The sequence below is a fragment of the Rhizobacter terrae genome (genome assembly GCF_003852895.1).
Taxonomy (GTDB): domain Bacteria; phylum Pseudomonadota; class Gammaproteobacteria; order Burkholderiales; family Burkholderiaceae_C; genus Albitalea; species Albitalea terrae.
This window is the reverse complement of the sequence record NZ_QUSW01000003.1, coordinates 160821-175833: the sequence shown is the minus strand read 5'-3', so window position 1 is coordinate 175833 and position 15013 is coordinate 160821. Positions and strand designations below refer to the sequence as shown.

The 15013-nt window shown below is 68.8% G+C and carries 14 protein-coding genes; 3 read left to right on the top strand and 11 right to left on the bottom strand.

Annotation, left to right across the window (positions count from 1 at the left end; translation table 11 throughout):
* Positions 1–29 precede the first annotated feature (29 nt).
* Positions 30–446 (top strand): F0F1 ATP synthase subunit epsilon, encoded by a 417-nt coding sequence (locus DZC73_RS12315; RefSeq protein ID WP_124540551.1) that lies wholly within the window; start codon positions 30–32, stop codon positions 444–446.
* A gap of 75 nt (positions 447–521) precedes the next feature.
* On the opposite strand, the gene DZC73_RS12310 is transcribed toward DZC73_RS12315, so the two are convergent.
* The 3 genes from DZC73_RS12310 to DZC73_RS12300 form a co-directional block, all read right to left on the bottom strand.
* Positions 522–1118, bottom strand: a complete 597-nt coding sequence (locus DZC73_RS12310; RefSeq protein ID WP_161974557.1) for a DUF3617 domain-containing protein — start codon at positions 1116–1118, stop codon at positions 522–524.
* A 121-nt stretch (positions 1119–1239) separates the two neighbouring features.
* Positions 1240–2283, bottom strand: coding sequence for a FecR family protein (locus DZC73_RS12305; RefSeq protein ID WP_124540549.1), 1044 nt, complete (start codon positions 2281–2283; stop codon positions 1240–1242).
* Positions 2280–3947 carry a CHASE2 domain-containing protein gene (locus DZC73_RS12300; RefSeq protein ID WP_161974556.1) on the bottom strand — a complete coding sequence of 556 codons (1668 nt, stop codon included), beginning with the start codon at positions 3945–3947 and terminating at the stop codon, positions 2280–2282. The genes DZC73_RS12305 and DZC73_RS12300 overlap by 4 nt, the downstream gene beginning before the upstream one ends.
* A gap of 106 nt (positions 3948–4053) precedes the next feature.
* On the opposite strand from DZC73_RS12300, the gene DZC73_RS12295 reads away from it, so the two are divergent.
* Positions 4054–4851 (top strand): hypothetical protein, encoded by a 798-nt coding sequence (locus tag DZC73_RS12295; RefSeq protein ID WP_161974555.1) that lies wholly within the window; start codon positions 4054–4056, stop codon positions 4849–4851.
* A gap of 1 nt (position 4852) precedes the next feature.
* Here DZC73_RS12295 and DZC73_RS12290 read toward each other — a convergent pair whose 3' ends face one another.
* The 8 genes from DZC73_RS12290 to cysK all read right to left on the bottom strand — a co-directional run bounded on the left by DZC73_RS12290 (position 4853) and on the right by cysK (position 13650).
* A complete protein-coding gene (locus tag DZC73_RS12290; protein ID WP_124540546.1) occupies positions 4853–6112 on the bottom strand; it encodes a biosynthetic peptidoglycan transglycosylase in 1260 nt (419 codons plus the stop codon).
* Positions 6109–6630, bottom strand: a complete 522-nt coding sequence (locus DZC73_RS12285; RefSeq protein WP_124540545.1) for a hypothetical protein — start codon at positions 6628–6630, stop codon at positions 6109–6111. The genes DZC73_RS12290 and DZC73_RS12285 overlap by 4 nt, the downstream gene beginning before the upstream one ends.
* Positions 6617–7456, bottom strand: coding sequence for an exosortase Q (xrtQ, locus tag DZC73_RS12280; protein WP_161974554.1), 840 nt, complete (start codon positions 7454–7456; stop codon positions 6617–6619). Before xrtQ ends, DZC73_RS12285 begins: the two co-directional genes overlap by 14 nt.
* Positions 7457–7487: 31 nt before the next feature.
* Complete coding sequence (locus tag DZC73_RS12275) at positions 7488–9533, bottom strand: VIT and vWA domain-containing protein (RefSeq protein WP_235835106.1); 2046 nt, start codon at positions 9531–9533, stop codon at positions 7488–7490.
* 113 nt (positions 9534–9646) lie between these two features.
* Entirely contained in the window at positions 9647–11086 is a 1440-nt protein-coding gene (gene creC / locus DZC73_RS12270; protein WP_124540543.1) for a two-component system sensor histidine kinase CreC, read from the bottom strand.
* A 39-nt stretch (positions 11087–11125) separates the two neighbouring features.
* Positions 11126–11902 (bottom strand): hypothetical protein, encoded by a 777-nt coding sequence (locus DZC73_RS12265; RefSeq protein ID WP_124540542.1) that lies wholly within the window; start codon positions 11900–11902, stop codon positions 11126–11128.
* 61 nt (positions 11903–11963) lie between these two features.
* Positions 11964–12701, bottom strand: a complete 738-nt coding sequence (gene creB / locus DZC73_RS12260; RefSeq protein ID WP_124540541.1) for a two-component system response regulator CreB — start codon at positions 12699–12701, stop codon at positions 11964–11966.
* A 25-nt stretch (positions 12702–12726) separates the two neighbouring features.
* Positions 12727–13650, bottom strand: a complete 924-nt coding sequence (cysK, locus tag DZC73_RS12255) for a cysteine synthase A (RefSeq protein WP_124540540.1) — start codon at positions 13648–13650, stop codon at positions 12727–12729.
* Between the two features lie 82 nt (positions 13651–13732).
* Between cysK and hemE the strand changes: the two genes are divergently transcribed.
* The gene (gene hemE, locus DZC73_RS12250; RefSeq protein ID WP_124540539.1) at positions 13733–14806 is read left to right on the top strand and encodes a uroporphyrinogen decarboxylase; all 1074 of its coding nucleotides are present in this window, start codon (positions 13733–13735) and stop codon (positions 14804–14806) included.
* Positions 14807–15013: the final 207 nt, after the last annotated feature.

Here is a 15013-nt window from a genome sequence, read left to right as displayed (position 1 = left end):
TCCAACTCTCAACACGCTAAGGAACCAAGATGGCAACGATCCACGTGGACGTCGTCTCCGCCGAAGAGCAGATCTTCTCCGGCGAAGCGAAGTTCGTCGCGCTGCCGGGTGAGAACGGCGAGCTGGGCATCCTGCCCCGCCACACGCCGCTGATCACCCGCATCAAGCCCGGCGCGGTGCGCATCGAGCGCGCCGACAACGGCGAGGAAGAGTTCGTGTTCGTGGCCGGCGGCATTCTCGAAGTGCAGCCGGGCACGGTCACCGTGCTCGCCGACACCGCCATCCGCGGCAAGGACCTCGACGAAGCCAAGGCCACCGAGGCCAAGCGTCTGGCCGAGGAAGCGCTCAAGAACGCCAAGAGCGACATCGACGTCGCCCGCGCCCAGAGCGAACTCGCGCTGTACGCCGCGCAGATCGCTGCGCTGCGCCGCCTGATGAAGAAGTGATCCGAGGCCTCGGCGACGAGGCATCAAGACAAAACCCGCTCGGCGCAAGCCCAGCGGGTTTTGTTTTGCAGGGAATCAGCCGGCGTTGGGCTTCTTCACCTGCGGCTTGCCGCCCAGCCCCGGCTTGATCGGCTTCACATCTCCGCAATCCGAGCTCACGTAGCTGGACTTCAAGGTCATCTGCGTGGTCTTGGCCTGGCCCTGCACCGTGCGGGTCGTGGTGTTCTTGACCATGTAGTGCTCGGCGTCGGCGAACAGGGCCTCGCCATTGGTCTCGGACTGATACGGCTGCGTGCACACCGAATGCCACTTCCAGCTCGTGTTGCTGCGGGTGGTGAAGTCGGTCTTGCAGCTGACTTCGCCCTCCGGCCCGCGGCTGGCTGCCCAGCGTTCGGAGCTGAGCGACTCCTTGTCGAAGCACAGGCGGATCTTCCCGCCGCCCGCGCCCATGTCGATGCCCCGGGCCTTCATCATCTCCTCGATCTTGGCGCGCTGCTCAGGCGGCATGTTCTTCAGCCGCTCGCTCATGTCGGGCATCTTGGCCTCGGCGCCGTCGCGCTCCACCTGCACCTCCCACAGCCCGGGCTTGATCGGCGGCGCGGGTTGCGCCTGGGCAGTGCAGGCCAGGGCCACGAGCCCGGCGGACATCAGAAGACGAGAGGCAGTGCGCATGTGGACTCCAGAAGGGTTGGCCAGAAAGGTGGCGGTCTTGCGGGAAACGATCCCACCGAGGATTTTGCTGACAGACAACGTGAAAACGTGAACGGCAGGGCGCCCAGGGTCAGGGCAAGCCCTAGCCTGGGCAGTACAAATGGGCCGGCTCCGATGCCGGACCGGACTTGCCATGCCCGTCGCGTGCCTCGACGTGCCAGCGGTACATCCCATAAGCGCGTGCCGGGAAGGCGAGGCTGCTGGTCGATGCGGTGCGCACGATGGGCGCAGGGGCCGAGGCAATGCGGGCAGTGCCCAACTGCTCGACGGTCACCTGGTACTCGCGCGCGCCGCTCACCGGCTTCCATGACAGCGTCAGCCCGCCGCAATAGCCGGGCCTGGCGGGCTCCCTCGCCGTGCCGGGCGGCGTCAGGTCGGTGGGCGCCTTCAGGTCATCTGAGGACGACTGGCTCGCCGCGATGATCGCGATGAGCCCCGCCACGGCCAGGGCCTTGCCCACGTCGGACGAGGACGCCTGCGACGCCGGCGCAGGCAGCAGCTTCTCCATGCGGTCGACCCAGGCATGCGTGCGTTCGATCTCGTACGCCGGCACGGAGGTTGGCCGTGGCGGCACCTGCGGGCGCCCGGAGGCCATGGTCCCGGGACCCAGGGCCACCGATGGCCAGGCATTGCTCAGCGATGACAGGCGCACCGTCCCGTCGAGCACCACCACCGCGTACTCGCCCGACTGGTTCGCCCGTACCGAGTAGGCCGTGCCTTCGGCACCAGCCTTCACGAAGGTCGTCTGAACCGCGAACAGGCCGCGGATCTTGGCGAACACCTCGCCCACCATCTCCGAGAACGACCCGATGCGTCCACGCGTGTTCGGCCGCATGTAGATCTCGCTGCCCGACGGGTAGCGGATCAGGGCGTAGGCATTCGGCCCCGTGCTGATCCAGTCGCCCTCTTGCAGCACGGCGCTGGCCTTGGCATCCAGCCAGGCCCCGTTTCGATTGACCTGCACCAGCCCGCCTTCATCGGGCCGGGCCACGCGCGTGCCGTCGACCACGATGCCCGCCAGCGTGATCTCGCGCGGCCGTGTCGGCGCACTGCCGCAGCCGGCCAGCGCCAGGCCGCACAGCAGCGCCAGCACGGCTCGCATCCATCGCCAGGATCCTGCATTCATCGTTCATCCCGCCTTTCCAGCCAGGCAGCCAGCCACCACGACAGCAGGAATGCTGCCACCGCATAGGGCAAGTTGACCAGCACATGGTCGATCCGGTAGGTCGCCACGGCCAGTGCTGCGCACGCAACGATCCCACCCAGGGCGGCAACAACCCGCACGCCCCATCCCCTGCGGCGCAACGCGTGGCGCATCGAGGCGCCAGCCAGCCCCAGCCCGAGCATCAGCCCAATCGAGGCGCCAAAACCCATGGGGCGGATCACGTCCCCGCGGACCAGGGCGTCCACCTGCTCCACGTGCAGCTCCACGCCCCAGCGGTCACCCGCCCGCGGCACGGTGAACACGTCACGGCCGGCCAGGGTGAGGCCCACCACCACGATCTTGTCCTTGAAGGCCGCGAGTTCGGCATCGCCCGCGGCCTGCAGCACCTGCTCGTAGGGCACGCGCCGGTCCGGCGACCGCAATTGCGGCAGCAAGGCCGGGTCGAACCACTGCAGCGCGATGCGGTCGCCCCGCTGGATGGCCTCGCAGGCCGCTTCCACCGTGCGCTTGGTCTCGGCCGACGAGAACCCCACGTCCGGCGAGCGGTCGTCCTGCACCAGGCGCACCCGCAACTCGCGGTCCGCCTCGCTCAGGCTCTCCACCTTGCCGCCGCCGTTGAACGCGCCCAGCGCCAGCGACGGGAACAGCAGCTGCCCGCGCTGCACCGCCAGCGGCATCGAGCGCGCATAGTCGAACTTCATGCCGCCACAGGCGATGCCACCGGCGGCCACCTTGGCGATGCGCGGCAGCAGCGCCGGCCGGTTGCCCTCCATGCGCTTGACGGCAAACACCACCGGCGTTGCCTTCGCGGCGGTGATGGCCGCTTCGAGCGCATCGTCGTCCTCCGGCTTGCCTTCTCGCTCGATGAAGATGTCGAAGGCGATGCTGCGTGCACCCGCCCGGGACAGCCGCTCGATGAGCTGCGCATGCTCGCGCCGCCACGAGGCATCGAAGGGGCGCCCCAGCGCTTCCTGTGTCTTCTCGTCGATCGCGACCAGCAGCACCTCGCCGCTCCACGGGGCGTGGGTGCCAGGCTGCGCGAGCCACATCGTTGCGCTGGCAAAGCGGGTGTCCAGCCCGGCGAAGTCCAGCAGCGCCAGCCACGCGGCGAAGAACATCGCCAGGCCCAGCGCGGCGCCCGCCCAGCGGGCCAGCCGCAGCCGGTTGCGCTCGCGCAGCTCGTCCTCGAAGCTGCCGCCGCGGATCGACTCCACCAGCTCGTTGATGTGTGCCTTGAGCGAGCGCTCCTCCATCCGCAGGCAGTTCAGCAGGCGCAGTCCCGCCAGGTCGGGTGGCAGCCCGGCATCGGGCGGCGCTGCATTGCCGATGAGCACGGGCACGATGCGCTTGCCCATGGCCAGCGAGCGGGCCAGCTCGTGGCGCACGTAGTCGTCGCCGTGCGCGCGACGCTGGAGGATGCCGGCCCACTGCGGGCCGATGACGGCCACCACCACGTCGGCGGCATCGAGGCGGTCATTGATCTTGCGCGCGAAGTCCTCGCCGTAGTCGATGTCGTCGATGTCCATGAAGACATCGCCCTGCCCGAACCTCGCGGCCAGCTCGTTGTGGATCAGCCGTGAATGGATGATGCTGTCATCGCGCCGGTAGCTGATGAAGACCTTCATGGCGGGTGGCCAGGCTCCCTGAGGACGACGTCCAGCATCGCCCTGCCGGAGGCGGTGGGCAATCCCTAGACACGGCAATGGATGCTCGCAGGCCGATACTGCGCCCATGAGCCTCTTGCAGCATGCCTTGCGCGCCGGGCAATCCGGCCAGATCCAGATGCCCATCACCCGGCGGCGCGTGCTCGTCGTGGGCGGCGCCGGCACGCTGGGCGCGGCGGTGCTGGAGCACTTGCTGGCGAGCACCGCCTTCGCGCAGGTCTCGGTGGTGGTGTCGCAGCCGCTGAACGTGGCGGTGCGCGGCCTGGCGACAGTGCCTGAAGCCGCCCTGGCCGAGCGCCCGGAGGCGGGGGCCGAGGACACGGCCATCGTCGTCTTCGACCGCGAGCGCCATGCGAACGGCCGGGAACTGGCCTTCGCACGTCCTCAGCCCGAGACGTTGCCCGTGCTGGCGGCGATGCTGCGCGAGCGTGGCCTGCGCCGTCTCCTCGTGGTGATGCCGCATGCTGCGGCCAGCCTGCCGGATGCCCTCAAGCGCGGCCTGGCCAACCTGGACGAGCACGCCGTCGCCGCCCTGGGCTTCGAGCACCTCGTCTTCGTGCGCTCGGCTCAGATGCCGGGCGGCGCAGCATCGTCGGCGCATCCGCTGCAACGCCTGGCAGACTGGGTGCTGGCGCAGATGCGCCTGATGATCCCCCAGCGTGACAAGCCTGTGCGTCCGGCCAAGGTCGCGCAATTCGTGGCCCAGCTCGCGGTGCGGCTGCCTTCGGCGACGCCCGGCACGCGGGTGGTGCCGCCGGAGCTGGTGTGGGAAGCCGCGCAGCGCCAGGATGTCGATGCGCTGGTGCAGGAATGGCTGCGCGGCGTGGAGGCCGAGGCCAGCACGCCGCAACCTGCGCGCATGTGAGTCAGCGGGCTGGAGCGGAAGCGGCCGACGCGGCGGGCCGCCAGGTCGGCAGCGCCTCGGCGATGGCCTCGCGCTGCTTCGCCCGCAGCGGATGCAGGTTGTCGACGACCCAGCACACGCGCTGCACGTCGACCTGCCCGTTGCGTGCCAGCGCGGCGAGGTCGCGGTCCGGGTTGTGAAGCAGGCTGGCCAGCCAGGCCGCTTCCATCGGCGTGAGCTTGTCCACCCGCTTGTGCAGGTAGTGGTGCGCGGCAGCCGCGGCGCCGCACTGGCCCTCGCCCCAGGGCGCGATGCTCAGGTACAGGTGCAGCAGCCGCTGCTTGCCCAGGGTGCGGTCCATCTCGACCGCGTACAGCAGCTCGCGCAGCTTGCGCACGTGGTCGCGTGAATCGCCGGTGAAGAGCAGCTTGGCCAGCTGCTGGTCCAGGGTGCTGGCGCCGCGGGGCACGTTCTGCGCCGTGTTGCGCTGGCTGAGGGCAGATGCGATCTCGCGCAGGTCGTAGCCGCTGTGCTCGTAGAAGCGCTGGTCCTCCGCGGCGACCACGGCGCGCGGCAGCCAGGTGCCCAGGCCGTTCGTCGGTGCCGGGCAGGTGCTACTGGTGTTGAGCAGGGCTTCGGTGCCCAGGCCAGCCACGCTGAAGCCGTCGATGAAAGGTTCGACCCGCAGGTCGCGCTGCGGCAGCTTGATGCTGGCCTTCAGCCGCATGGTGCCCCCGATCTGTGCCTTGCCCGCCTCCGGAATTGCACGGGCGAACAGGCCGTAGACGCTGGCGATCGGCGTGTCCGGCAATTGCAGCTGCACCTCACCGCCGCGGTCGTCGAAGGTGTACTTGAAGCGGCCCTGCACGGCACGCTGGCCTTCTCCGAGCGTGACGTCGCCTTGCCATTCGTTCTGTGCGTTGCGGCGGGCATGCAGCGTCACGCGGTCGAGCGCGAGCACGTCCTGGGCCGAGGCAGGAATGCGGCAGCTGCTGCAGGTGAGCGTCCATGTTTCAGGGTCGGTGCCTGCGCTCACGCGCACCACGCCGCGAGGGGTGTGCCAGTCGCGGTCCTGCAGGGCGCGCATCACGACGGGATGCGTGGCCATGCGCATCACCGCGGGCACGCTGACCTCGCGTTCCATGCCGGCGATGCGCAGGGTGTGCGTCCAGCCGCCTGGCGTGGGCCGCACGAGGCTGAGCAGGACCGCGGCGAAGGCGGCCAGGGCGACGAGCAGGCCCAGCAAGGTGCCCGTCATGAAGAAAAGAATGCGCTTGATCACAGGACCCTCGCGGTGGTGACGGCCTGCCAGGGGCCGGTGGACTGGCCGAGCTGCGCGGCCCAGAACCAGCTCGACGCATCGGTGAAGGACTGGCCCTTCGCGTCGACGATGCGTTCGCACACGCGCACCTGCTGCCCATTGCGCACGGCGATGAAGCAGCGCCACAGGCGGTCATGCGCGTCCTGCTCCAGGCGTGCCTCCTCGATGCGGTAGCCGAGGCCACGGTAGCAATCTGCGGCGGGATGCAGCATGCGGGTGGGGCGCTGCACCTCGCGCCACACCAGCGTCTGCGTGCCATCGGTCAGGCGTGCAAGCTGGCCGGGGAAGTGCGAGGCGAAGCGCTCCTCCACCGGGCTCAGGGCCAGGGGGCGCAAGGGGCGGCCTTCCCATTCGGAGGGCATCTCGACCTGAGCCTCGGGCGAGACCGAGGGTGCCGTCCGGTGCAAGGCCGGGGCCAGCGCGCAGGCCAGCATGGCGCCTGCGAAGGCGAGCTTCATCGGCAGGTCACGCACGACCATGGCGGCCTCCGCGAACGATCATGGCCACCGTGCCGCACACCGCAGCCAGCACGGCGAGGCCAATGGCCTGGTGCGCCCAGCCGGCCACCACCACCTGCTGCGCTTCCAAGCCCACGAGCATGGTGTTGCGCACGATGTTTCCGGCCATCACCAGAACGCCGACGAAGGGCAGTGCACGCAGGAAGCGCCTGTCACTCACGCCGCCCGCGACGGCCATGGCGCAGGCGCAGAAGTACGCCATCCACACCATCTGCACGCCGGAGCAGGGCGCGTCCACGATGACGAGGTGCCCGTCCACCGACATGGCCGAACCGGCACGCTCGGCCTGCATGCCGGCGAGCTGGAGCGCCCAGGTGCTGACCTGCGCCACGACCACGCGCAGCGGATAGCCGGCGTAGAACTGCAAGGAAGACACCACCGGCAGGGCCAGCACCATCAGGCCTGACAGCGGCAGCCATGCCTGCCCATGCGGCAGGAAGGCCCTCAGCCCGCAGGCCAAGGCCAGCGCCGCCAGCACGGCGCCCGCCAAGGGCGGTGCGCAGAACACCGACGCAGTGGCCAGCACGCTCAAGCCCAGCGCGCCTGCGAGCCAGCCCGGGCGCGGCGTGCCACGCAGCTGCGGCGCCACGCGCCACACCGCCCAGGCGAGCACCGCCAGCGCGGCCAGCCCGAGCGGGTCGTCCGAGCCGTCGGCCATGCGCGAGGCCGCCCATTGCCAGTGCGTCCACAGCGCCGCGGCCTGCACGGCGAGCCAGGCCAGCGGCGGCACGGCGTCGATGCGGCGTTCCCATCGCGCAGCGGAGGTGGTGGTGATGACGTGGTCCATGGTGTGGCCTCTTGCCGGATGCATGGTCGGATCAGGAGCGGCGGCGTTGGGTGATCACGGTGGCGACGACGATGCCCATCACCACCAGCAGCGCGAGCCACGCGGCAGGTTCCGGCGTGCTGGGCACTTCCGCGCCCACGGCCAGGTCGCTCACGCCTTCGGGCATGGGCAGGGGCTGCTTCACCGTCTCGGTCTGCGCCGGGTTGCTGTTGCGCACGACCTGGTCCACTGCGATGAAGCTCGTGTACTGCGTGAGCAGGCCGTAGCGCAGGCCGAGGCTGGTGATGGCGTCCTTCTGCTGCGCGCCGCCTTCCAGCGCCTCCTGGTCGCTCAGCGAGGAGATGCGCTGGCGGGCCCACAGCAGGCGCAGGGCGGAGGCGGTCTGGTTCTCGCGGCCGTCGGCGCTCAGCTCGCTGCGGAAGGCGCCGTCGACGGCCCGGCCTTCGACGATGAGCTTGCCGCGCACCGGCGCACCGGCATCGGCGCGGTACTTGCCGAACAGGATGACCGGCCGGCCGCCCATCACGTCGGGCAGTTGCATCGGCTCCACGTCATAGGCATCGATGCCTTCGAAGCGGGCCTTCACCTGCGTGAGCACCGGCGAGTCGATCATGCGGCGCAGGCGCTCGGCCTGCGCGGCGGCCTGCTCCGGCTTGGTGACGATGAAGGCTTCACCTTGGCCAGCGCGCGCCATGCCCTCGATGAGGTGGCGGTTCACGCTGGAACCGATGCCGAAGGCGAACACGTTGGACTGGTTGAGGTTCTTGCGGATGAGCTGGAACACCTCGTTCTCGACCGTCACGTAGCCGTCGGTCACGAAGATGATGCTGCGCGACACGTCGGGGTTCTTGGGCAGCGCGGCCACGCGCTTCAAGGCCGGCACGATCTCTGTGCTGCCACCGCCGCGCTGGCGGCGGATCGTCTCCATCGCCTGCTCGATGTTGGCGGGCGTGGCCGGCACCGAGGTGGGCGCGAGCATGCTGCTGCTGCCGGAAAAGAGCATCACGTTGAAGGTGTCGGACGCACGCAGGCCGCCGATCAGGTGGCGCAGCAGCTCCTTGGCCGTCTCCAGCGGGTAGCCGTGCATGGAGCCGGAGATGTCCACGACGAAGATGTATTCGCGCGGGCTGATCTGCTGGGTGGGAATGGCCTTGGGCGGCTCGACCATGGCGAGGAAGAAGTTCTCCTCGGCGCCGCGGAACATTATGAGGCCCGATTCGATCTTGTCGCCCGCCAGGCGGTAGCCGAGGATGAAGTCGCGGTTGTTGTTGACGGCCGTCTTGTCGGCCAGCGTCACACGGGCGCGGTTGCCGTTCAGGCCTTCGACCTCGATCGCATGCGACGGCGAGGTGATGTCCTTCACCGCCAGCGGCGAATCGATGCTGAGCTTCAGGTCGAACGAGGTGTTCGACGCGGTGCCGGCGTGCAGCGTGGGCGTCGCCACCCACTTCTCATTGGCGGCCGCACCTTGCGGGCTGTTGTAGCGCGGGCCCACGACCGTCGGGAACACGAAGCCGTACTGCGCATCGGTGGGCGTCAGCAGCTCGGTGTAGCGCAGCTCCACCGCCACGTCGTCGCCGGGCATGATGTTGGCGACGTTCATCTCGAACACGTTGGGGCGGTGCTGCTCCAGCAAGGCGCTGGTCTTGCCTTCCTTCTTGGCGTTGTCGTACTCGATGCGCGCCTGCTGCTTTTCCTTGATCTTCGCGGTGAGCAGGCGGTCACCGAGGCGCACCGTCATGGCGTAGACGGCGGATTGGGTGGAGCCGGGGAAGACGTAGCGCGCCTCGATGGCGCGCTGGCCTTCGTTGCGGTAGTGCTGGGTCACCGTCACGTCGGCAATGACGCCGGCGATGCGCACGTCCACGCTGGTGGACTTCAGCGGCAGCCTGTCGGTGGACGGGTCGCTGCTGGCGACGTCGAAGTACGGGCTCTCGGCCTTGCGGGCCTCGGAATCGTCGGCTTGCGTCGGCGGGCTGACGAGCATCAGCACCGCGGCCATCAGCGACATGGCGATGCACAGCATCACGCGGCCCAGGTGGGACAGCGGGCGAAGCGGGTAGCGAAAGAAGAACATGCGACTCTCCAGGATCCGGCCGCGTGGTGCGGCATGGCGTGCAGGATCGGTCGCGTGTGAGAAGGCAGTTCGAAGGGGAAGCGCAGGCTTGTGTGAAGTCTGCGTGAACTGAATCAGGAACCGTTGTCGGCCAGCGGCAGCGACAGGGTGGCCAGGGCACCGCCGTCAGCCGCATTGGCCAGCGAGGCGCGCCCCTGGTGCAGCTCGGCGATTTCCTTCACGAAGGCCAGGCCCAGGCCGGTGCTGCGCTTCTTCGAATGAGGCCGGGCCAGGGAATAGAACTTCTCGAACACCTTGTCCTCGGCGTAGTCGGGAATGCCGGGGCCATGGTCGCGCACCACGACATCCACCGTGCGGCGGTGGCGCTTGAGGCTGAGCGTGATGGTGCCGTTCTGCGGCGAGAAGTCGCGGGCGTTGTCCACGAGGTTGGTGATGGCCCTGCGCAACAGGAAGACGTCGCCATCCACGATGGCGTCAGGCCCGGGCTCCACCTCGATGCGGATGCCGCGCGCGGTGCCGCTGACCTCGGCGCTGGCGGCGACTTCATCCACCAGCGTGCGCAGCCCGACAGGCGCGATGCTCTCCAGCTTGCGGCGCGACTCCAGCGCCGTCAGCTCCATCATGCGGTCCACCAGTTCCTGGATGCGCTGCGTCTCGCGCACGATGTTGCCGGTGAAGCGCGCCCGGTCGGCATCGGGCATGGGCTCCTGCAGCAGCTCGGCCGCGCCGCGGATGGCCGACAGCGGGCTCTTCACCTCGTGCGTGAGCGTCTGCACGTAGTCGGCCACGTAGTTGCGGCCGGCCAGCGCATCGCGCATCTCGTCGTAGGCCGCACCAATGGCGCCCAGTGCGCGACGCCCCAGCCGCGGCAGGCTGAACGAGCGCTGCGCCCGCACGTAGGCCACGTAGTCGGCGATGACGCCGAAGGGCCGCACCAGCCACATCGAGACGATGACCACCAGCAGCAGCACCGCCACCACCGAGGTCGCGCCCACCAGCATGGTCTTGCGACGCGCGGCGTCCACGAACTGGCCGAAGGCCTGCACAGGCTTGCCCACGCTCACCGCGCCGGCGATCTCGTTGCGGATGCGGATGGGCGCGGCCACGTACATCACTGAGGTGCTGGGCTGGTCTTCCACGTCGGGCGTGGTGCGGGCGCCGTACTCGCCGCGCAGCGTGCGGGCGACGTCGCGTTTTTGCGAGAAGTCCTCGCCCACGCTCTTGCCGCGCGAGTCGAACACCACGCGGCCGCTGCGGTCCACCACCGTCACGCGCAACTCCACCCGGGTCTTCTCGAAGCCGAAGATGTCCGCCTTGAAGCGCTGGGCGTAGAGGTTCTGGAAGAGGGGGCCGAGCGAGTCCGTCTGCAGCACGCCGTCGCGCGACGAGGACTCGACGCTGGAGGCGATGAGGTAGGCCGCCTCCACCAGCGACTCTTCGGCCGACTCGCGATAGCGCGGGTCGATGTCGCCCAGCAGCCGGTACATGAGCACGCCCACGCCCAGCGCATAGGCCAGCAGGATGCCGATGAAGATGCGGGTGCGCTTGGTCATGGGGTCATGGCCGGGGGAACACCCACCGCATCCGTGGTCTCAGTGGGCGGCGTCGGCCATCAGCTGCCGCAGGCCCTGGTCGACCGCGGCCTGCAGTTCGGTCCGCAGCGCGTCCATCTTCTGCTGGGGTGTCAGGTGCTCCCAGGCGTTTTCCTTCTGCTGAACCGGCGCCGGCAGCACACTGGACTCGTGGATGCTGGCCGTGCGAAGGGTGCGCATGGTGGCGATGTCGATGAGGTGGATGCGCACGAAGGCATAGGGCGCCACGAAGCCGCGGGATTGGACGCCGGTTTCCTTGTTGTGCAACTCGTAGTTCAGGTCGACGTAGAACCCCAGGCCCTCGACCCGACCGATGCCGATCATGCCGTCGCTCACCGGAAACTGGGCATCGCCTCGGTGCTTGGTGATGAGGATGAGCTGCTTCGCGCGGGTGCCGCCCACCACCGCCTTGAGCAGCCGCGCACGCGTGGCAAGCGTCTCGGGCGAGTCATCGGACAAGGTCTGCAGGGCGTAGAGCTGGGGGTCGGCCGTGACGAACAGGTCGACCTGTGTGTTGCGGTCCGCGGTCTTCAGTGCGACCTCGGCGGCCTGCACGGCAGCGATGTCCAGGCTGTCGTTGGGCACCTTCACGATGGTGCGCTGGTTGCGGTCCAGCGAACTTCCGGTGGTCATCTGCGGCTGAACGAGGGTGAAGGTGTCGCCGGTCAGCGACAGCACCGCGAAGAGGCGAGGCTCGGCGTACACGGCCGCCTGGAGCATCAGGCCGGCGAGGGCGAGCGCGAAGGCGCGGCCGATCCGCGGCAAGGTGGCATTCATGTCTGGGACTCCCGTGGGCTTGGCGCTTGGCGCCTGTTGTGGTCGCGCAAGGATAGCCGCTTCAAGCGCCGCCGCTGCCCGCCTGCGGCAGTTGCGCGGGCAGGTCTTCGGCCAGCGCGTAGCCGGTGCCGCGGTGTGTGCGGATCGGGTCCAGCGTGGGCGCGATCAGCTTCATCTTCGCGCGCAGCGTCTTCACGTGCGCATCGACCGTGCGGTCCAGGCTTTCACCGGGGTCGTCCCACACCTGTTCGAGCAGGATGTCGCGCGTGAACACATGCCCTGGCCGCGCGGCCAGCGTCTTGAGCAGGCCGTATTCGTAGCGCGACAGCTCCAGAAGCTTGCCGTAGAAGCGGATCTGCCGGCGGCCGTCGTCGATGGCGATGGGGGTCGGCGTCGGCGCGGCAGTGGCCGCCTGCAGCGGCGCGGGTTGCGTCTTCGCCGCGCGGCGCAGGATGGTGCGCACGCGTGCCACCAGCTCGCGCGGCGAGAAGGGCTTGGGCACGTAGTCGTCCGCGCCCAGCTCCAGCCCGACCACGCGGTCGATCTCGTCGCTGCGCGCGGTGAGGAACATCACCGGCACGTCGCCGATCTCGCGCAGCTTCTTGAACAGCTCGAAGCCGTTGATGTCGGGCAGACCCACGTCCAGCACGACAAGCGCGGGTGCCTGGGCGGCCATCTTCGCGAGGGCTTCCTCGCCGGTGGCGGCCCATACCGGCTCGAAGCCATCGGTGCGCAGCGCGTACTGCAGGGTGTCGGCGATGCCGGGTTCGTCTTCGACGATCAGGATGCGCGGCTTCATGGGCGTTGCAGTGCTCTTGCGGGTCTCACTGGTCGTTCGGCAGGAAGCCTTCGATGGAAAGGTAGCGCTCTCCGGTGTCGTAGTTGAAGCCCAGCACGGTGGCGCCCGGGGGGAGGTCGGGCAGCTTCTGCGCGATGGCCGCGAGCGTCGCGCCCGAGGAGATGCCCACCAGCATGCCTTCCTCGCGTGCCGCGCGGCGGGCCATCTCCTTGGCGGCTTCCGCCTCGACCTGGATCACGCCGTCCAGCAACTGCGTGTGAAGGTTCTTCGGGATGAAGCCCGCGCCGATGCCCTGGATGGGGTGCGGGCTGGGCTTGCCGCCGCTGATGACCGGCGAGGCCGACGGCTCCACCGCGAACACCCGCAGCTTGGGCCACAGCTTCTTGAGCACCTGCGCGCAGCCGGTGATGTGGCCGCCGGTGCCCACGCCGGTGATGAGCGCATCGATGCCGCTCGGGAAGTCCGCCGCGATCTCCTCGGCGGTGGTGCGTGCATGCACGTCGATGTTGGCCGGATTCTCGAACTGCTGAGGCATCCATGCCCCGGGCGTCTCGGCCACGATCTCCTGCGCCTTGGCCATCGCGCCGTTCATGCCCTTCTCGCGCGGCGTCAGGACGAACTTCGCGCCGTAGGCGAGCATCAAGCGGCGGCGCTCGATGCTCATGCTCTCGGGCATCACGAGAATGAGCCGGTAGCCCTTCACGGCGGCCACCATCGCCAGCCCCACGCCGGTGTTGCCCGAGGTCGGCTCCACGATCGTCGAGCCCGGCTTGAGCGCGCCCGAGGCCTCGGCGGCCTCGATCATCGCCATCGCGATGCGGTCCTTGATGGAACCGCCCGGGTTGCTGCGCTCGTTCTTGATGTAGACCGTGTGCTTGTTGCCGAACAGCCGGTTCACGCGGATGTGCGGGGTGTTGCCGATGGTGTGCAGGATGTCGTTGGCGAGCATTCGTTTGTCTCCATGGACTGCCCCGATGCCGATGGCCGGCGCCGGCAGGGTGCGGTCATTATGGGGCGCGATAATCCCGCGGATGCACGCGCCCCTGAAGAACGACACCTTCTTGCGCGCCTGCCTGCGCCAACCCACGGACTACACCCCCGTGTGGCTCATGCGCCAGGCCGGCCGCTACCTGCCCGAATACCGTGCGACGCGCGAGCGCGCCGGCAGCTTCATGGGCCTGGCCACCAACACCGACTTCGCCACCGAAGTCACCTTGCAGCCGCTGGAGCGCTACGCGCTGGACGCGGCCATCCTGTTTTCCGACATCCTCACCGTGCCCGACGCGATGGGCCTGGGCCTGAGCTTTGCGATGGGCGAAGGCCCGAAGTTCGCCTCGCCCGTGCGCAGCGAGGCCGACGTGGCCAAGCTCGAAGTGCCGGACATGGCCAAGCTGCGCTACGTGTTCGACGCGGTCGCCTCCATCCGCCGCGCGCTCGATGGCCGGGTGCCGCTGATCGGCTTTTCCGGCAGCCCCTGGACGCTGGCCTGCTACATGGTCGAAGGCGGCGGCTCGGACGACTACCGGCTGGTCAAGAGCATGCTCTACGGCCGGCCCGACTTGATGCACCGCATCCTCGCGATCAACGCCGATGCGGTGGCCGCCTACCTCAACGCCCAGATCGACGCCGGCGCGCAGGCGGTGATGGTCTTCGACAGCTGGGGCGGCGTGCTGGCCGACGGCGTGTTCCAGCAGTTCAGCCTGGCCTACACCCAGCGCGTGCTGCAGCAGGTGAAGACGGAGCATGAGGGTGTTCGCATCCCGCGCATCGTGTTCACCAAGGGCGGCGGACTGTGGCTGGAAGAGATGGCCGCGATCGGTCCCGACGTGCTCGGACTGGACTGGACGATGAACCTGGGTGCTGCCCGCCGCCGCGTCGGCGACCGTGTGGCGCTGCAAGGCAACCTCGATCCGAACGTGCTGTTCGCGCCGCCGGAGGCGGTCGAGGCCGAAGCCATCCGTGCCCTGGACAGCTTCGGTGCGCCTGGCCATGGGCACATCTTCAACCTGGGCCACGGCATCAGCCAGCACACGCCGCCGGAGAGCGTGACGGTGCTCGTTAACACGGTTCACGCCCATTCCAGGCGTCTGCGCAAGACGGCCTGAACGTCAATCGCCCGGGAAGTCCCGATGTGTGATTTTTTTCTTTGAATCCGCACACGGGGCTTGACTTATCCCCAAAACCCGATAGGTGGGGGTGGACCGAAAAGTCTAGCTGCAGTGCAGCATGAGGTTTCTACCAATCGCTGCTAAGTTGTTGATTTTCCTAGGAGCGGGTCATTGCTGCGAAACTGGGCAGTCCAAGCGCAACGC

Coding starts and splice junctions, on each gene's coding strand:
- DZC73_RS12305 (WP_124540549.1), bottom strand. CDS start 2,283: ATGAATGCAGGATCCTGGCGATGGATGCGAGCCGTGCTGGCGCTGCTG.
- DZC73_RS12310 (WP_161974557.1), bottom strand. CDS start 1,118: ATGCGCACTGCCTCTCGTCTTCTGATGTCCGCCGGGCTCGTGGCCCTG.
- DZC73_RS12300 (WP_161974556.1), bottom strand. CDS start 3,947: ATGAAGGTCTTCATCAGCTACCGGCGCGATGACAGCATCATCCATTCA.
- DZC73_RS12285 (WP_124540545.1), bottom strand. CDS start 6,630: ATGGTCGTGCGTGACCTGCCGATGAAGCTCGCCTTCGCAGGCGCCATG.
- cysK (WP_124540540.1), bottom strand. CDS start 13,650: ATGCTCGCCAACGACATCCTGCACACCATCGGCAACACCCCGCACATC.
- creC (WP_124540543.1), bottom strand. CDS start 11,086: ATGACCAAGCGCACCCGCATCTTCATCGGCATCCTGCTGGCCTATGCG.
- creB (WP_124540541.1), bottom strand. CDS start 12,701: ATGAAGCCGCGCATCCTGATCGTCGAAGACGAACCCGGCATCGCCGAC.
- DZC73_RS12295 (WP_161974555.1), top strand. CDS start 4,054: ATGAGCCTCTTGCAGCATGCCTTGCGCGCCGGGCAATCCGGCCAGATC.
- hemE (WP_124540539.1), top strand. CDS start 13,733: ATGCACGCGCCCCTGAAGAACGACACCTTCTTGCGCGCCTGCCTGCGC.
- xrtQ (WP_161974554.1), bottom strand. CDS start 7,456: ATGGACCACGTCATCACCACCACCTCCGCTGCGCGATGGGAACGCCGC.
- DZC73_RS12315 (WP_124540551.1), top strand. CDS start 30: ATGGCAACGATCCACGTGGACGTCGTCTCCGCCGAAGAGCAGATCTTC.
- DZC73_RS12275 (WP_235835106.1), bottom strand. CDS start 9,533: ATGTTCTTCTTTCGCTACCCGCTTCGCCCGCTGTCCCACCTGGGCCGC.
- DZC73_RS12265 (WP_124540542.1), bottom strand. CDS start 11,902: ATGAATGCCACCTTGCCGCGGATCGGCCGCGCCTTCGCGCTCGCCCTC.